The sequence below is a fragment of the Nocardioides euryhalodurans genome (genome assembly GCF_004564375.1).
Classification (GTDB): Bacteria; Actinomycetota; Actinomycetes; order Propionibacteriales; family Nocardioidaceae; genus Nocardioides; species Nocardioides euryhalodurans.
This window is the reverse complement of sequence record NZ_CP038267.1, coordinates 803,986-820,707: the sequence shown is the minus strand read 5'-3', so window position 1 is coordinate 820,707 and position 16,722 is coordinate 803,986. Positions and strand designations below refer to the sequence as shown.

At 70.6% G+C, this 16,722-nt stretch carries 16 protein-coding genes; 5 read left to right on the top strand and 11 right to left on the bottom strand.

Features of this window, described 5'->3' with window-relative positions; genetic code table 11:
• Positions 1-9: 9 nt before the first annotated feature.
• On the bottom strand, positions 10-1,113 hold the full coding sequence (locus EXE57_RS03865; protein WP_135074178.1) for an aromatic ring-hydroxylating oxygenase subunit alpha: 1,104 nt from the start codon (positions 1,111-1,113) through the stop codon (positions 10-12).
• 100 nt (positions 1,114-1,213) lie between these two features.
• Between EXE57_RS03865 and EXE57_RS03860 the strand changes: the two genes are divergently transcribed.
• Complete coding sequence (locus tag EXE57_RS03860) at positions 1,214-2,368, top strand: ABC transporter ATP-binding protein (protein ID WP_135074176.1); 1,155 nt, start codon at positions 1,214-1,216, stop codon at positions 2,366-2,368.
• Here the strand turns inward: EXE57_RS03860 and EXE57_RS03855 are convergent.
• From EXE57_RS03855 to EXE57_RS03815, 10 genes are all read right to left on the bottom strand, one after another.
• Entirely contained in the window at positions 2,359-3,216 is an 858-nt protein-coding gene (locus tag EXE57_RS03855) for an ABC transporter permease (RefSeq protein ID WP_135074174.1), read from the bottom strand. The genes EXE57_RS03860 and EXE57_RS03855 overlap by 10 nt on opposite strands.
• Entirely contained in the window at positions 3,213-4,118 is a 906-nt protein-coding gene (locus EXE57_RS03850) for an ABC transporter permease (RefSeq protein ID WP_135074172.1), read from the bottom strand. The genes EXE57_RS03855 and EXE57_RS03850 overlap by 4 nt, the downstream gene beginning before the upstream one ends.
• Positions 4,111-5,379 carry a polyamine ABC transporter substrate-binding protein gene (locus EXE57_RS03845; protein WP_135074170.1) on the bottom strand — a complete coding sequence of 423 codons (1,269 nt, stop codon included), beginning with the start codon at positions 5,377-5,379 and terminating at the stop codon, positions 4,111-4,113. The genes EXE57_RS03850 and EXE57_RS03845 overlap by 8 nt, the downstream gene beginning before the upstream one ends.
• Positions 5,380-5,509: 130 nt before the next feature.
• Entirely contained in the window at positions 5,510-7,171 is a 1,662-nt protein-coding gene (locus tag EXE57_RS03840) for a SulP family inorganic anion transporter (protein ID WP_135074168.1), read from the bottom strand.
• Between the two features lie 38 nt (positions 7,172-7,209).
• Entirely contained in the window at positions 7,210-8,070 is an 861-nt protein-coding gene (locus tag EXE57_RS03835; RefSeq protein WP_135074166.1) for a bile acid:sodium symporter family protein, read from the bottom strand.
• Positions 8,071-8,086: 16 nt separating this feature from the next.
• Positions 8,087-9,973 carry an alkyl/aryl-sulfatase gene (locus EXE57_RS03830; protein WP_135074164.1) on the bottom strand — a complete coding sequence of 629 codons (1,887 nt, stop codon included), beginning with the start codon at positions 9,971-9,973 and terminating at the stop codon, positions 8,087-8,089.
• A gap of 74 nt (positions 9,974-10,047) precedes the next feature.
• Complete coding sequence (locus EXE57_RS03825; RefSeq protein WP_135074162.1) at positions 10,048-11,055, bottom strand: 5'-3' exonuclease; 1,008 nt, start codon at positions 11,053-11,055, stop codon at positions 10,048-10,050.
• Positions 11,056-11,403: 348 nt separating this feature from the next.
• Positions 11,404-11,667 (bottom strand): ester cyclase, encoded by a 264-nt coding sequence (locus tag EXE57_RS03820; protein WP_135074160.1) that lies wholly within the window; start codon positions 11,665-11,667, stop codon positions 11,404-11,406.
• Positions 11,648-11,824 carry a nuclear transport factor 2-like protein gene (locus EXE57_RS19600; RefSeq protein WP_167305811.1) on the bottom strand — a complete coding sequence of 59 codons (177 nt, stop codon included), beginning with the start codon at positions 11,822-11,824 and terminating at the stop codon, positions 11,648-11,650. The genes EXE57_RS03820 and EXE57_RS19600 overlap by 20 nt, the downstream gene beginning before the upstream one ends.
• Before the next feature lie 78 nt (positions 11,825-11,902).
• Positions 11,903-14,731 carry a helix-turn-helix transcriptional regulator gene (locus tag EXE57_RS03815; protein ID WP_167305810.1) on the bottom strand — a complete coding sequence of 943 codons (2,829 nt, stop codon included), beginning with the start codon at positions 14,729-14,731 and terminating at the stop codon, positions 11,903-11,905.
• 210 nt (positions 14,732-14,941) lie between these two features.
• Between EXE57_RS03815 and EXE57_RS19595 the strand changes: the two genes are divergently transcribed.
• The 4 genes from EXE57_RS19595 to EXE57_RS03800 all read left to right on the top strand — a co-directional run bounded on the left by EXE57_RS19595 (position 14,942) and on the right by EXE57_RS03800 (position 16,549).
• Positions 14,942-15,208: a hypothetical protein gene (locus tag EXE57_RS19595; RefSeq protein ID WP_167305809.1), complete on the top strand. Its 267-nt coding sequence runs from the start codon at positions 14,942-14,944 to the stop codon at positions 15,206-15,208.
• Positions 15,209-15,237: 29 nt separating this feature from the next.
• A complete protein-coding gene (locus EXE57_RS03810) occupies positions 15,238-15,534 on the top strand; it encodes a putative quinol monooxygenase (protein ID WP_135074156.1) in 297 nt (98 codons plus the stop codon).
• A 67-nt stretch (positions 15,535-15,601) separates the two neighbouring features.
• The gene (locus EXE57_RS03805; RefSeq protein ID WP_135074154.1) at positions 15,602-15,949 is read left to right on the top strand and encodes a hypothetical protein; all 348 of its coding nucleotides are present in this window, start codon (positions 15,602-15,604) and stop codon (positions 15,947-15,949) included.
• A 204-nt stretch (positions 15,950-16,153) separates the two neighbouring features.
• The gene (locus EXE57_RS03800; protein WP_135074152.1) at positions 16,154-16,549 is read left to right on the top strand and encodes a VOC family protein; all 396 of its coding nucleotides are present in this window, start codon (positions 16,154-16,156) and stop codon (positions 16,547-16,549) included.
• The last annotated feature ends 173 nt before the right edge of the window (positions 16,550-16,722 follow it).

Here is a 16,722-nt window from a genome sequence, read left to right as displayed (position 1 = left end):
GGCGCAGGGTCAGACCGACTCGACGTCGCGCAGGTAGCGCTGGTCGAACTCGTAGACCCAGCCGTCCTTCGAGGGGAACACGCCGTTCTCGAACGCCCGTGACGTCACCCCGCGCTGGACCCGTTCGCACGCGTCGTTGTCCTGCTGGATCACCAGCTCGTTGAAGCTGACGACCGGCGACGGGTCGAAGTCGGGGTCACCGACCGCCTCGGGGCTGAAGAGGTACTCGGTGACGAGTCGGCAGCTCTGCGGGCCGGTCGGGAAGACCGCCGTCGCCAGGCAGGCGGACCCGTCGACGTCGAGGAACATCGTGGGATAGACCAGGGCACCGAAGTAGGCCCCGGCATCGTCCTCCCCGCGGACCCCCGGCAGCAGCGGCAGCCGCAGCCGCGGATCCTGTGCCACCGTCGTACGCCCGTCGGCCAGGGAGACGCCGCCGTCGTCGCGCCCCTCCTCGAAGATGGAACCCTTCCGGTACGCCGGCACCATGGCCACCAGCTCGGGGTGGATCGTGGGGCAGTGCAGGCACTCGTTGTAGTTCTCGATGATGATCTTCCAGTTCGCCTGCACCTCGATGGTCGAGACGTGGCCGATCTGCAGGTCGGCCAGGCCGAACCGAGCCAGCTTCAGCGGCTCGTCCATCTGGTCGGCGAGGTGCTCGAGCAGCGGGCGGGGCTCCTCGCGGGAGAGGTTGACGAAGACGAAGCCCTCCCACACGTCGACGTGCACCGGCCACAGGGAGGTGGAGGGGCGGTCGATCTCGTCCTTGTCGATCATGGGGGTGGTGACCAGCGTCCCGTCCAGCGCGTAGCCCCAGGCGTGGTAGGGGCAGCGCAGGTGCGTACGGACCTCGCCCTGCTCCTCGTCGCAGATCCGGGAGCCGCGGTGCCGGCAGACGTTGTAGAACGCGCGGATCCGCTCGTCCTTGCCGCGGACCACCAGGATGCTCTCGTCGGCGATCTCGACGCGGATCCAGGCCCCGGGCCGGGCGATCCGCTCGGCACGCCCCACGTAGACCCAGTTCCGGTAGAAGACCCGTTCGGTGTCGACGGCGTAGCTCTCCGCGGAGTGGTAGGCCGCACCGGGCAGGGTCTTCCGGATCTCAGGAGCCATTCGCTAACCGTACAGTCAGCGAGTTCTCCTGTCACGGCTCACTGAGCAAACGTTCAGTCATCCCTGACAAACCGGAATCACGCTGTCTACACTCCGACGCATGCCCCAAGGCGCTGCAGGCTCCCCTCGCAACGGCGGCGGCGGGGCGATCTCCATCATCGGTCTCCGCAAGGAGTTCGACGGGGTCACTGCCGTCGACGGCGTCGATCTCGAGATCGAGCCCGGGGAGTTCTTCACGCTCCTCGGGCCCTCGGGCTGCGGCAAGACCACCACGCTGCGCATGGTGGGCGGGTTCGAGCAGCCGACCGCCGGCCAGATCCTGCTCGACGGGGTCGACGTGGCACAGATGCCTCCGCACAAGCGCCCGGTCAACACGGTCTTCCAGAGCTACGCGCTCTTCCCGCACCTCGACGTCCAGAAGAACGTCGCCTACGGCCTGCGGTGGCGCAAGGACCTCGACCGGCGGACCCGGGAGGCCCGCGTCGGGAAGGCGCTGGAGCTGGTTCGGCTCAGCGACTACGCCCGGCGCCGCCCCCACCAGATGTCGGGAGGACAGCAGCAACGCGTGGCCCTGGCCCGGGCCCTGGTCCTCGAGCCGTCGGTGCTGCTCCTCGACGAGCCGCTGGGCGCGCTCGACGCGAAGCTCCGACACTCGTTGCGGGCCGAGCTCGCCTCGCTGCAGCGCGAGGTCGGCATCACCTTCGTCTTCGTCACCCACGACCAGGACGAGGCCCTCGAGATGTCGGCTCGGCTCGCCGTCATGGACCGCGGGCGGGTCGTCCAGCTCGGGACGCCGGAGGAGGTCTACCAGGAGCCGCTGACCGAGTTCGTCGCGGACTTCCTCGGCGTCACCAACCTGCTGGACGTCGAGTGCCTGCCGGGCGGCGCGGCGACCCGCACGGTCCGGTACGGCGACTTCACCCTCGAGGCACAGGCGCCTGTCGGCGTCGACGCGACGGCCCGCAGGGCGGTGATCCGTCCGGAGTGCGTCGAGGTCCGGGAACCCGGCCTCACCGGGGTGAACCGGATCCCGGGCATGGTCGACCGCGCCGTCTTCCTGGGGTCGACGACCCAGCTGATGGTGCGGCTGCCGCACGGTGCGGTGCTGCAGTCGCTGGTCACGAACACCGCGCGAGGCGAGGTCCCTGCGACCGGGCAACCGGTGACGGTCCACCTGCCCCCGCAGTCGCTGCGGCTGCTGGCAGGCGCGGCGCGGCCCCCGGCGGCTCTCGTCGGCGCCGACGATCAGCCGTAGTCGGCGAGGTCCTCGAGCGCCGAGCGCTCGCCCCGCCGCCGCGCCCGCAGGCCGACGTACGCGAGGAGCAGCGCCAGGAACGAGGCGACCAGCAGCAGCGTGGCCAAGGCGTTGAGGGCGGGGGTGGGGGCCGACCGGACGGCGTTGTACAGCTTGATCGGGACGGTGACGTTGGCCGCGTCGCCGAACAGGAACTGGCTGACCACGAAGTCGTCGAGGGACGTGGCGAAGACCAGCATCGCCGAGGCGAAGATCGACGGCATCAGCAGCGGGACCAGGATCGTGCGGATCGCCTGGAGCGGGCTCGCGCCCAGGTCCTGGGCCGCGGCCTCGTAGTCGCCGCCGATCGCCAGCAGCCGGGCTCGCACGACGACCAGCACGTAGGACACGGAGAACGTCACGTGGCCCAGGAGCATGGCGGGCAGGCCCAGGGGCACGAACTGATACAGGTTGACCATCACCAGGTAGAGCGCCGAGCCGACCACCAGCTCCGGCGTGACCAGGGGAACCAGGGCAATGCCGTTGGCCACCTTGCTGGTCCGCGAGCGCCAGCGCGTGAGTCCCAGCGCCAGCATGACGCCCAGCGGGGTGGCGACCAGGACGGTCGCCCCGCCGAGGACCAGGCTGTTCTGCAGCGCGAGCAGCAGGCTGGGGTCCTCGCCGACCGAGCCCTCGGCGCAGCAGTACCACTGCGTCGAGAAGCCCTGCCAGGTGCTGCGGGACCGCCCGTCGTTGAAGGAGAACTGCACCGCGATCAGGACGGGCACCAGCGACCACAGGATGTAGAGCCAGGTGAACGTCGCCAGCAGGTACGGCTTGCGCCAGGGATTGCGCCACGGGGGAGTCATCGGGCATTCCTGCTCGCGCGCTGGGTCAGGATCAGGTAGTAGGTCATGAAGAACAGCAGGACGAGCGAGAGCAGCAGCACCAGCGCAGCTCCGAAGTTCTTCGAGGGGCCTTGGAGGAGGAAGAGCTCGATCTGGTTGCCGATCATCGTGGTGCGCGGCGAGCTCGAGACGATCGTGTTGGTGTAGTAGTCGCCTGCCATGGGGAGAGCCGTGATGACGAGGGCGGTGATCAGGCCCAGCTTCGACAGCGGCAGCGTCACGTGCAGGAACGTGCGTACGGTGCCCACCCCGAGGTCGCGCGAGGCCTCCAGCAGTCGCTGGTCGATCCGGTCGAGGGAGGCGAAGAGCGGCAGGATGAAGAACGGCAGGTAGCCGTAGGCCAGGGCGATCACCACGGTGAGCGGATTGCCGCCCAGCCACGAGACGGGTTCGATGCTGAAGATCCCGAGCGCCTTGTTCACGTAGCCGTCGTCCTGCAGCAGGTTGACCCAGGCGAGCATCCGGGTGATGTAGTTGATCCACCACGGCGCCAGGATCAGCGCCAGGACCAGTCCCCGCCGCTTCCCGGCCAGCCGGGCCGTGTAGTAGGCGACGGGGTAGCCGACGACGACGCAGATCAGCAGCGCGATGCCCGTGTACGAGGCTGTCCGGAGCCACACCGCCTGGTAGGGACCGGAGATGGAGTCCGAGAGCACCTGGCCGAACGTGGCGAACTGCCAGTCCCAGGGGCTCCAGGCCGGGATCGGCTCGCCGAAGAGGTTGATGTCGCCGCTGAAGGCGACGGCCATGACGGCGTAGACGGGCACCAGGAACAGGGCAACGAGCCAGATCGTGCCGGGGAGCGCGAGCGCCGGCCACAGCCGTCTCGTCGTACGGCGGTGGTCGTGCGGGGGTTCAGCCACCGGCCTTGAACTGCGACCAGGACTGACGCCACAGGGCCTCGGTGCTCGGTGCGACCTCGTAGAAGGTGAGTCCCTCGTCGAAGTCGCCGGGCTCCACCACCGCGTTGACCAGATTCGACGGGATGTAGCCCTGGTCGACGAGGTACTGGCCCGACAGCTTGGTCAGCGGCGGCTGGTAGCCGTTCCACCCGAAGTTGCGCAGCCCGATCTTGTTGTCGAGCAGGTCGTTGATCATCAGGTGTGCGAGCACGGGCTTGGTCGAGCTTGCCGGGATGGCGATGCTGTCGTTGCCGATCACCTGCTCCGAGGGGTCGTCGGGGCGCCAGTAGGCCAGGACCTCGGGAGTCTCGCCCTTGGGCAGGTAGTACTGGCCGGCGATAGCGTCGCCCGACCAGGCCTGGTGGATCGTGGCGGTTCCCTCGGGCACCTCGGAGTAGGCGTTGATGTTCGCCTTGACCTGCACCCGATCGATCAGCTCGATGAGCGAGTCGGTGGCCTGGCGGACGAGCGCGGGGTCGCTGGTGTTGATGTCCGTGGTGATCCCGTTGCGCAGCAGGGACATGGCGATCGCCTCCTGCTGGTCGTCGAGAAGGTAGATCTTGCCCGCGTGCTGCTCGTCCCACATCAGGTCGTAGCCGTTGTCCGGGACGCTGGACACCCGGTCGGCCCGGTAGAGGACGCCCGTGCCGTAGATCGTGTAGGGCACGGTGTAGCGCGCACCCTGGTCGTACCAAGGGTCCTGGTACTCCGGCCAGACGTTCTCGAGGTGGGGCAGGTACGAGTGGTTCAGCGGCTGGAGGAGGTCGGCGTAGACCATCTTGCTCAGCACGCTGGGACCGGGGAAGACCAGGTCGAAGGACTCACCCGGTGCGCGGAGCTTCGCCAGCATCTCGTCATAGGTCGTGTACGGCGTGACCTGAACCTCGACGCCGTGCTGCTCGCCGAAGGCCTTCATCACCCCGGGCGCCATGTACTGGTCGTAGTTGAGGATCTTGAAGGCACCGCCCGTCTCGGGATCGAGCCCGTCCTCGATCCCCGGGTTGCTGTCCTTGATCGGCTGGGTCACCGGGCTGTCGGGCCGGGCCAGCGGGTAGGGAGCGCCGCTACCGCCCTGTGAGCCGTCGCCCCCGCAGGCACTGAGGAGGGGTGCGGCCCCGAGTCCCACACCGAGCCACAGGCCCCCTCGCAGCACGTCGCGGCGCCCGAGCTGGGGTCGTGGCCGCCTGCGACGCAGGCCAGGATCAGCAGGGTCGAAGTTCATGCGCGCCCTCCATGCTCGATCCGCACCACACCTCGCCGAACGCGAGGATCCGATTAACTGACTGTTCAGCCAGTGGCGGCCATTGTGGCTCGCGAGACGGCACGTGTCGACCCTTTGCTGGTCGATCGGGTCACCGAGTGCCCGGGTCGACCGCGCGGCGCCGCTCGGCGATCGCGTACGCCGTGGCGACCGAGTCCAGGAGACGCTCGCTCTGCACGACCACCGCGTCGTGGCCGAGGACGTCGAGGGTCCCCGTGCGTTCGAGCAGGTCGCGGAACGCCGGGGTGACTCCGCAGAGGACGAGGTGGACGTCGTGCTCGCGAAGCCGCAGGCACGCGCGTTCGAGTGACTTCAGGAACGTGGCGGAGGGGATGCCGCCGGACCCGCGCATCGACAGGACGACCGCTGCCTGGGAGGCGGCACCGGGGTCGGGCCACTCCTCCTCGAGCCGGTTGACCTCGGCGAAGAAGCCGCCCCCGACGTAGTGCAGGACCGTGGTGCGGTCGCTGGCGATCGTGGGCGGCGGCTCGGTGATGCGCCAGCCGCCGCCTCCTGCGGGGACCAGCTCCACGAGCTGCCCCCGGCCGGCCGCGGAGACGGCGTACAGCAGGATCGACAGGCCGGCTCCGAGGAAGATCGCCTGCTGAAGCGGGAGCTCGGTGGTCGCGAGGAACGTGACCACCATGGCAGCCGAGGAGAGCCACGAGGTCCGCAGGACGAGCACGATGTCGCGGAACCGGCCCGCCAGCAGCTCGCCTCCGATCACGAGGAGCAGACCGCCGATGACGGCCATGGGGATCTTCCCGGCCACCGGTCCGACCGCCAGCACGATGACGGCCAGCCACACGCCGGCGAAGATCCCGGACCAGCGCGTCCGGGCGCCGGCGCTGGTGCCGACACCCGTGCGGGACAGGGACCCTCCGGTCGGGAGGGCGGAGAACAGCCCGCCGGCCACGTTCGCCAGCCCTTGGGCGCGGAAGTCGGTGGAGGCGTCAGGCCGGGAGCCGTCCGGGTTGGACACGGCGGCCCCGATGCCCGCGGCCTGGGCGAGCGCGACCAGGGCGATGGCGACCGCCCCCAGGGCCAGTTCGGGGACGGCGCCGGGATCGGGCAGGGAGAACGGGGGCAGCGACCGTGGGATGCTGGCGATGTCGTCGACCAGCTCCACCTCGGGCTGGACCACCGCGCACACCACGCTCACCGTCAGGAGGGCGATGAGGATCGCGAAGGACCGGAGGGGACGCACTGCCCTGAAGGCCGCCCAGACCCCGACGGTGGCCAGGCTGACCGCCACCGTGGTGCCACTCCAGTCCCCGATGTGGGCCGCGGCGTCGACGACCTTCGCGATCGTGTTGTGGGGCGTCGGGTCGTAGCCGGTCGCGTCCTCGATGACACCGGTGATGATCTGCAACGCGATGCCGGTGGTGAAGCCGGTCATCACCGCCGTCGAGACGAAGGACATCACCGACCCCAGCCGCAGCAGCCCCAGGCCGAGCATCACCAGGCCGACGAGCACAGTCAGGGTGGCGAGTGCGCCGGCGTCCCCCGGGTCGAGGCCGGCCCCAGCCAGCACGCTCTGCGACGACAGCGCGATCGCACTGGTCAACGTGGTGACCATGAGCACCGTGCGGGCGAAGACCGAGCCGACGATCGTCGGCACCACGCCCGACCACAGGCCCAGCGGCGCGGCGAAGCCACCGATGCTCGCGTACGCCATGCCCTCGGGGATCGAGAACAGCCCCGTCACGAAGCCCGAGACGGCGTCCTTGCCGGTCGGTCGGCCCAGGCGCACCGAGCGTTCCTGTCGCGTCGGGGGGTCGCCGGTGCCGGTCACTGTTCCGCGGCCGTGGTTGCCGCGGTGCGGCGACCCAGCTCGCCGGCCACCAGCAGGAGTACGCCCGTCAGCAGCAGGCTGGCGACCATCACGGTGACCAGCACCTCCGGGGTGTCCTGGAAGCTGGTACCGGCGATCAGCAGGGCCGCCGAGAGGTTGCGCTGGGCCGTGCCGAGGGCGCTCGTCACCCGCTGGTCACGCCCGGAGCCACCCAGGAGGTAGCCGGCGACCAGGCAGGTGCCGACGAGCACCAGCGTCGCGAGCAGCACCCCGGTCCCGATCTGGTCCCAGATCTCCGGCAGACCGATGAGGACCGCGGCGCCGATGCCGAGTGCGAGCGCGACGGTAGAGACCTGGCTCAGGGTCGGCGCCAGCCGCGCCGACCCCGGGTAGCGTGCCCGCACCACCAACGCGGCCGCCAGGGGAAGCAGCATCAGCAGCAGCAACGGACGGGCGATGTCCCAGGCGCTGACCATGACGCCGTCCACCAGCAGCGGCAACACCAGCGGTACGTACCCGACCGTGCCCACCATCAGCAGCACCATCAACCCGACCGAGTACGCCACCGCTGCGTGCGCCAGCTGCGCGAGCTTGGGGAGGAACGGAGCGCCGCCAGCGACGCCGAGGAGCAGGAGGCCCAGGGTCTGGCTGTCGTCCAGCCCGAACAGCTCGGCGATCGCCCACGCGCCGCCGGGCGCGATGACGAAGCTGGCCACCAGTGCGAGCAACACCAGCTTGACGTCCTTGAGCGGAGTGAGGATCTGCTGGGCGGTCAGGGACAGCCCCAGACCGGTCATCGAGCTCACCACGAAGGTGAGGATCGAGACCTGCGCGATCCCGACGACGACATCACTCATGCGGGCGCTTCCGCTCTCAGGGGGTGACGATCGCGAAGTCCTTGTCGCCGGGATCGAGCACCGCGGTCAGCCGGCCCAGCACCGACGCGTCTCCGTCCAGCCGGATGCCGGCGTCGGCCAGGCCCTCGGCGGACAGCCCGCCCAGGGCGAGCGCGGGGAGCGCTCGGCGCGTCGTCGTCAACGTGGCGTCGGCGTCTCCGCGCTGGGGTCGCCCGCTGTGTGTGAGCACGCCGTTCGCGAGACGGATCCGGTAGCGCTCGTCGGTGTCGGTGAGCACCACGTCGATGCTGAGGTCCTCGTCCCACGCAGCCGGTCCGTTGACCTGGATCGCGATGGCGTCGAACAGCATCGACGGAGAGAGCTGGGCGATCACGTCGGGGGCTGTGGTCTCCGTCGGTGTACCGAACTGGGCGCCGCGCAGCTCGGTCACACCGGAGAGGAAGAAGTCGCGCCACGTGCCGTTCTCCGAGCCGTAGCCGAGCTGCTCGTAGGTGTCGGCGAGGACCTCGCGGGCCGGCCCGTTCTCGGGTTCGGCGAACACGGCGTGGTTGGCGATCTCGGCTGCCCACCGGTAGTCACCGCTGTCGAAGGCGGCCCTGGCGGCGGCGACTGCCGCGTCGATGCCACCGGCGAGGTCGACGTAGCGCGTGGCCCGCTCGACCGGAGGGTGCTCCCACAGGTGGGCCGGGTTGCCGTCGAACCAGCCGAGGTAGCGCTGGTAGATCGCCTTCACGTTGTGGCTCACCGACCCGTAGTAGCCGCGGGTGCTCCACGCGTTCTCCAGCGCCGGCGGCAGCTGGATCTCCTCCGCGATCTCAGGACCGACCAGGCCCTGGTTGAGCATTCGCAGCGTCTGGTCGTGAAGGTAGGCATAGAGGTCGCGCTGGAGGGAGAGGAACTCCACGGCCCGTTCGTTGCCCCAGGTGGGCCAGTGGTGGGAGGCGAACACCACCTCGACGTCGGCGCCGAAGAGGTCGATGGTCTCGGTGAGGTACTTCGCCCAGCCGTTCGGGTCGCGCACCACCGCGCCGCGCAGCGTCAGCAGGTTGTGCAGGTTGTGGGTGGCGTCCTCAGCGGCGCAGAGCGCCTTGAAGTTGGGCAGGTAGATGAGGAACTCCGAGGGGGCCTCGGTGTCCGGCGCCATCTGGAACACCATTCGCACGCCGTCGACCGTCTCCTCGTGGCCGGTGGTCGTGACCAGGTCAGTGGGCACCATCAAGGAGACGGTCCCGGTCGAGATGGTCTGGCCGAGACCGGCGCCGACCCCGCCGTGCGGAGTGCGGGGGAGTGCCGCTCCGTACATGTAGGCCGCGCGACGGTTCATCGCGGTGCCAGCGAAGACGTTCTCCGACACTGCGTGCTCGACGAAGCCCTCGGGAGCGAACACCCGCACCCGTCCGGCGTCGACCTCCTCCTGGGAGACGAAGCCCTTGATCCCGCCGAAGTGGTCGGCGTGGGAGTGCGTGATGACCACAGCCTTCACCGGCCGGTCCCCGCGGTGCTTGCGGTAGAGGGCCAGCGCAGCGGCCCCGGTCTCCACCGAGAGGAGCGTGTCGAACACGATGACGCCCTCGTCGCCCTCGACCAGGGTGGTGTTCGACAGGTCCATCCCGCGCACTTGATAGATGCCGGGCACCACCTCGAAGAGCCCGTCGATCGCCGCGAGCTGAGACTGCCGCCACAGGCTCGGGTTCACCGTGTCGGGGCACTGTCCTTCGAGGAAGTCGTACGTCGAGTTGTCCCACAGGACGGTGCCGTCCTCGGCGACCACCGGTTCCTCGATGGGGACGACCAGGCCGCGTCTGGCGTCCTCGAAGTCACGGGTGTCCGAGAACGGGAGGGTCTCCACGAGCCGTCGCTGCTGCTGGGCAATGGCATCGGTCGCACCGCGAGAAGAGGTCATGGCCCGACGTTGTGCCGGACGACTTCGAGCGGCATCACCTGATTCAGGCGATCCTGTGCAACCGCACGCCAGGGTCAGCGCCGGGTCGCCGAGGCGGGGTCGCCGGTGAGCACCCGCAGCGCCAACGCGGTGGTGGCCTCGACACCGAGGAAGCCGACGACCCGGCTGACCCGGTCGATGTCGAGCGGCAGCAGCCCGGGGCTGCCGGGCACGTCGGGAGTGAGCCCGAGGTCGAGGTCCTCCCGCCCGGTCATGAGCGCGACGTTGAAGTCGTACCGCTGGCGGGCGCCCGGCGCCGAGAGGTGGCCCACGACCCGGGCACCAAGCCTGCGACCACCCTGCTCGTCGGCCCAGGAGTCCAGGGCCGCAGCGACGGTGCGGCCCTCGTCGTGGTCGATGTCCGCCCAGACCGCCTGCATCGAACCGGCGATCTCGAGCAGGGCAGCCGCTGTCTTCTCCCCGATGCCGTCGACGCCGGGGAGGTTGTCGCTGGCGTCCCCCCGGAGCGCGGCGTACGCCAGGTAGTTCTCGGCGGCCACGCCGTACATCGCGCGCAGGCGTCGCGGGTCCAGCAGCGGCGAGCCGTGGATGCCGCCGTCGATCAGCCGCAACACCTTGGTGTGGTCGCTGATGTGGCTGAACGCGTCGCGGTCGGAGGTGATGATCACGCAGTTCCAACCCCGCAGCCGGGCCCAGGCGGCGCCGGAGGCGTTGACGTCGTCGGCCTCCAGCCCCGGGGGCGTCACCGTGGCCATGCCGAGCGCGTCGAGCAGCGCGCCGGCACGCTCGAGCTGGTCGACGAGCTCGGGGTGCTTCTCGGCGCGACCGGCCTTGTAGTCGGGGTACAGGTCGCGGCGTACGGACGCGGTGCGGTCGTCGAGACCGAAGACCACCGCGTCGGGAGCGAAGCCGTCGATCGACTCGATGATCTGGCGCAGCATCCCGTGCAGTGCCCACACCGGCCGCCCGGCCCGGTCGACGGCCCGGGTGTGCGCTCGGGCATGGTGGTTGCGGTGGAGCAGCGACGGGGCGTCGACGACCAGCAGCAGCTGGCGCTCGGAATCGTCGTCGGGGCTCGGCATCGGGATCGTCCGCCATCCTAGGTGCCGGCGGAGTGTCCGACTCGAGTCCCTGCCATCCGTGGGGTCGGGCGGCCGCCGTGTCACCTGCACGTCACGTGCGGCAACCGCGGCGAGGCCTCCGCCGGTCAGGATGAGGCGGTGCCGAGCCCGCGATGACTGCCGACCGACCACTGCCGGTCCACGACCCGAGCACCGCTCTGAAGGGCTGACCACCTCGTCCGGCCGCGCCTCCTGAGCACCCGCACGTCGTCGGCGCGTCGTCGTGTGCGCCGGGTGCTCCAGCTCGGACCCACGTGACGTGCCGAGCCGACCACCGCCGGGCCTGGACGGCTGATCAGCTGCCGAGCGCTACCCCGGGGCGCCGGCGGGTACGACGCCGAGCTGCTGCATCATCGCCAGCAGGTCCGCGACCCCCCAGCGCTCGCAGACCTGGCCCGCGCCGTCGAACCGCATGATGTCGATCAGCTGCACGTCGACGGTGGCCCCGGTCGGTGGGATTCCCATGAAGGCGCCCTGGTGGGTCCCGGTGACCCTGACGCGAGCCACCGTCTTGTCCCGGGCCCCGAGCAGGTCCTCGACGATCATGTCCAGGTCAGGGAAGGCGTCGAGCAGGGCCCGGAAGAATTCGAGCGTCCCCGCCTTGGTGGGCGGGAAACCCTGCGCCGCCGTCGTGGTCGACGAAGTCGTCCGCCACCAGGTCGCCGAACCCGGCGAGGTCTCCGGCGCTGATCAGCTCGTAGGTGTTGCGCATCGTCGCGGTGTGGTCCACGGCAGTCCTCCTCCTCGTGGCGGCGCAGCCTGCGTGACTGCACGTCATCGAATGTCCCGGAGGCATGCGGGAACGACATCACTCGTTCGAGTGATGCACCACGGCGGCCAGGGCGACCCGGTTCGGTACGCCGAGCTTGGCGAACACGTGTCGCAGGTGGGTGTTCACCGTGTGCGGGGAGATGTACATCCGTCGCGCCACGGCGCCGTTCGTGAGGCCCTCGGCGACGAGCAGCGACACCGCTCGCTCGGTGGCAGTGAGACTGTCCCAGCCCTCCGCGGGGCGGTCCCTGGAGCCGCGAGCGCCCGGATGGGCGCCGATGGCACGCAGCCCGGCCCGGACCCGGGCGGCCCAGGCGTCGGCCCCGGCCTGCTCGTAGCGAGCAAGTGCCTCACCCAGCAGCGTCGCTGCGTCGTCCCGCATCCCGCCCTTCGCCAGCAGGCTTGCCGCGTCCTCGCAGGCCCCGGCGTGCTCCACCAGGAGCGGCGTCGACCGCGCGAGCGCCACCGCCTCGAGCAGCGGTTGGACGTCACCGTCGACCAGTCCCCGGCAACGCAGCGCGGTGCTGCGTACCGTGGGCACCTCCGGTGCCAGCACCGCCCCTGCCGCGACGCCGTCGGCCACCTCGGCTGCGACCTCGCGGTGCCCCAGTGCCAGAGCGAGGCGCACCAGGTCCGGGGCGAGGCAGCGCTGGTAGTAGCGGCTGTCGCGGGCGGCGTCGAAGCGCCAGCTACGCAGCAACAGGTCGAAGGCCTTCTGTCGGTTGCCCTCAGCCGCCTCCAGGCCGGCCGCCGCGAAGGCCAGCACACCTGCGTTGTAGCTCAGCTCCTCACTCTCCAGCACCTCGGTGAGACCGTCGGCCAGCTCGCGCGCGGCCCGGTGCTCTCCCTTGGCCGTCGCGACGACGGCACGGTAGGCGAGGGACTGCGACAGCAGGAGCGGGTTCCCCTTCTCCTGGGCAGCGTGGCCGCCGGCCAGGAGCCCGGGGACTGCGTCATCCCACTCACCGACGGCGAACAACGCCTGCGCATCAGCCATGAGCGTGGCGGAGAGCCACCACGCGGAGCCGAACTCGTCGTCCAGGGCTGCCCGGAAGGCCGCCCTGGCCTCGACGACGCGGTCGCAGTCGAACAGCGCCAGGCCCAGGAAGAGCTTGGGCTGCAGCGGCAGTGATCTCGTGTCGGGCGAGCTCGCTGCCAGCGCCGCCGCGCGCCGGGCGTGGTCCAGCGCCTCCTGGAAGCGGCCCTGCCGTCCCACCGCCACCAGCAGCGCCGTCTGCCCCCACACCGACATCGCCGCGTCGTTCGCCTGCTCGGCGACGGCGAGCGCGCGGGCCGCAGCCGACTCACCTGCCCTGGGGCCACCGGAATAGGTGAGGGCCCAGCTCTGCTGGGCGAGCATCAGCACCTGTTCGGCGGGACCGAGCAGGTCGGGTGCGCCGAGGCTGGCCTCGACCACGGTGATGAGCTCGTCGGCACGGTTCTGCAGGGCCAGTGCGCCGACGAGCGCCACCCGCAACGGGATGTCCACCTCCGGCGCGTGCTGCCGGGCGAGCACGGCCTCGGCGCGGGCCGACGCCTCACCCACGCTTCCGGCGCGCACGAGCGCCTGCACGACCTCCGTCGACACGAGATCGGCGTCGCTGTGGCCGGCCGGCAGCAGCGCCTCGGCGCGGCGGAGGAGCTCCACGGTGACGAGCGGTGACTGCCCTGACGCCTCACGGGCGGCCTCGCGCAACCACCCGGCGGCCTCCTCGTCGCCGCGCTCGGCGCCGAGCACCAGATGACCGGCGACGTCCAGACGATCCGCGCCCGTGGCCATCAGCGCGACCGCGGCCTCGCGGTGCAGGAGGCGGCGCTCCGGCGCGGGCACGTGCTGGTAGATCGCGTCGTGGACGAGCTGGTGCCGGAACACCACGCGTTCGTCGACCTCGTCGAGCAGCTGGGCGTCGTAGGCCTCCCTCAGCTGCCCGGCGACCGCCGCCGGCGCCATGCGGGCGACCGCGGCCACCTCGCGGAGCGACACGGCATCGCCGAGCACCGCGGTGATCTGGAGCAGGTCCAGCGTCGGCCTCGGCAGGTCCAGCAGCCGGCGGGCCACCAGCTCGCTCAGCGAGGCCGGGAGCTCAGAGCTGGTCACGTCCATCCGGTCGCCGGTCCGGCGCAGCATCCCCTCGTCGGCCAGCGAGCGCAGCATGGCGGTGACCCAGAGCGGGTTGCCGCCTGCCTTGATCAACATGGCGGTCAGGCGGGGACCGGGCGGCACCCCGAGCACGTGGGTCGCGAGCGTCGCGACCTCGTCGGAGGTCAGCGGCCGCAATCGAACGGATCGCCCGCCCCCGGCCGACAGGTCGTCGAGCAGCCGGACCACCTCGCCCCGGAGCGGTGAGGGCCGGGCGGTGACCACGGTGAGCAGAGGTGCGAAGGGCAGCTGGCGCGTGACCGACAGGATCGTCAACAGGCTCGCGGTGTCCGCCCAGTGGAGGTCCTCCGCCACCAGCAGCACCGGGCGTTCCGCGCACGCCGTCTCCACCAGGTCGACGATCTCCTCGACGACGCGGTACTGGATGTCGTCGACGAACCCTGACGTACCGGAGCTCGTCCCGGCCAGCAGCGCGCCGACGCCGGCGCGGCGCGGGTCAGGGGACCGCGGGCTCAGGCCCAGGGCAGCAGCGGCCACGGCGAACGGACGCGTGCGTTCGAACGGATGGGCCCCGGCGCAGAACACCGCCATGCCACGGGAACGGGCGTCATCGACGAAGCTCTGCACCAGCCGGGTCTTGCCGATGCCCGCTTCCCCCTCGATCGCCAGGACTGCCGCCCTGCCCTCACCCAGCCGGCCGACCTCGGCTGCAGCCACAGCGAGCTCGGCCTCCCGCCCCACCAGCCCGTGCGCAGATGGCGTCACGACATCCCCCTCCGCCTCGAGTGTCCTCCAGGCGGGCGCCGGGGTCCACAGCCGCAGGTCCGCCGCCACGTGCGCGCGGGAAGCATCCCTCGATCGAGTGATGTCTCCGCTGCCGGTGCGGAGCACGATCCAGCAAGCACGCAGATGTCCGCCACGGGTGAACGAGTCACCTGCTGAACATCTGACCCATCTCCGTACGAGGGGCACGACATGCCACGAATGGTCATCACCCACGACGTCGTCGACATCGAGCGCTGGCTCAAGGGCAAGGACGAGCGGTCGGCAGCTCTCGGGGCGGTCGGCAGCGACGTCACCGACCACGTCGCCATGGACGGCAGCAACACCATCGCCGTGAGCGCCGACATCCACGACCTGGAGGCCCTCCAGGCGCTGCTCGACTCGCCGCCTCCCGAGGTGGCCGCCCTGATGGAGGCGCACGGCGTGGTGCCGCCGCTGACCGTCTACATCGAGAAGTAGCCGACATCGGACACACCAGGAGGCAACGCATGGCGATCAAGGTCATCGTCGAGCTGAAGGCCGAGCCCGGCCGACGCGACGAGCTCGCGAAGGTGCTCCACGAGCTGCTCGACGACCTCGGGCCCGTCCTGCAGCAGAGGGGATCCCTGGGCAGCACCGTCTACGAGGTGGTCGACGACCCCGACACACTGGTGGAGATAGCGGACTGGGAGTCCGCCGCCGCGCGGGACGCCGTCATGAGCGACCCTGCGGCCGCCGAGGCGATGGCGCGGGTCTTCGAGCTGTTGGCGGGGCCCTTCAGGGCCACCGTCGTCCAGGAAGCGTGACCTGCCCGAGCAGTCCGCACCTTCACCTTGCAGGTGAGCCCATCCGCCGGACCTCAGGAGGACCGACATGCCGAGCCTGGCCTTCGCCATCCCGGTGCTGCCGGGCAAGACCGACGCGGACCGCGAGGCCATGGGCTCATGCTGGCGAGGAGAGAGGCGGGCGGCCTACGAGGACGCCCGGCGACGGGCGGGCGTGACGAAGGAGGCCGTCTGGATCCAGGCCACGCCGAACGGCGACCTGGCCGTGGTCTACCTCGAGGCGGACGACCTCGAAGCCGCGTTCAACACGATCGGCGAGTCAGGCGAGCCGTTCGACCAGTGGTTCCGTGACCACGTCGAGGACGTGCATGGAATCTCGCTGGCCGACGGACTGCCGACCCCCGAGCCCATCCTCGACTACGACAGCGGGGTGTGACGAGGGCGAGCCCCTCCACGTCGCCGCAGACCAAACCAGACAGCCCTCTGCTCCAGGTGTCACGCCGCGCCACGAGTCGCACGCGACGGTCTAGATTGGTTCCGTACGTCCAGGGGACGCGGCCAAGGGGCGTTCGAGAGACGCGGGCGCAACCCGATCTGGGGAGACCGCGCGCAGCAGCCCGATCCGGCGGAGGAGGTTCGGATGTCGGTGAGGCTCAACCACACGATCGTGTACTGCCGCGACAAGCAGGCCTCGGCATCGTTCTTGTCCGAGATCCTGGGGTTGCCAGCCCCGACGAGCTTCGGACCGTTCTCGGTGGTCCAGGTGGCGAACGACGTCTCGCTGGACTTCCTCGAGCAGGGGGCGGTGCACCCGCAGCACTACGCGTTCCTGGTCGACGAGGACGAGTTCGACCAGGTCCACGAGCGAATCCTGGCCCGCGGCATCCCCTACTGGGCCGACCCCGCCCGGCGGCGACCGCAGCAGGTGAACACCAACGACGGCGGCCGTGGTCTGTACTGGCTGGACCCGGACAACCACGTCCTCGAGATCCTCACCGTCCCGTACGGCGGCTGGCCGGAGCAGGCTGGTCCCTGACCGCGGGCAACCGGCTGCTGGGAGGTCCAGCGGCGCCGCGACTGCAGCCGGGCGGAGGCTGAGACCGACAGCTCGGCGCACTGCAGGCAGTTCGTGGGAGGCCCCGTCGTCCGCAGCGATCTCGACGACGGGTCCGTCATCGCTGATCCGGGTGAGCCCTCCGGGGGACGGGC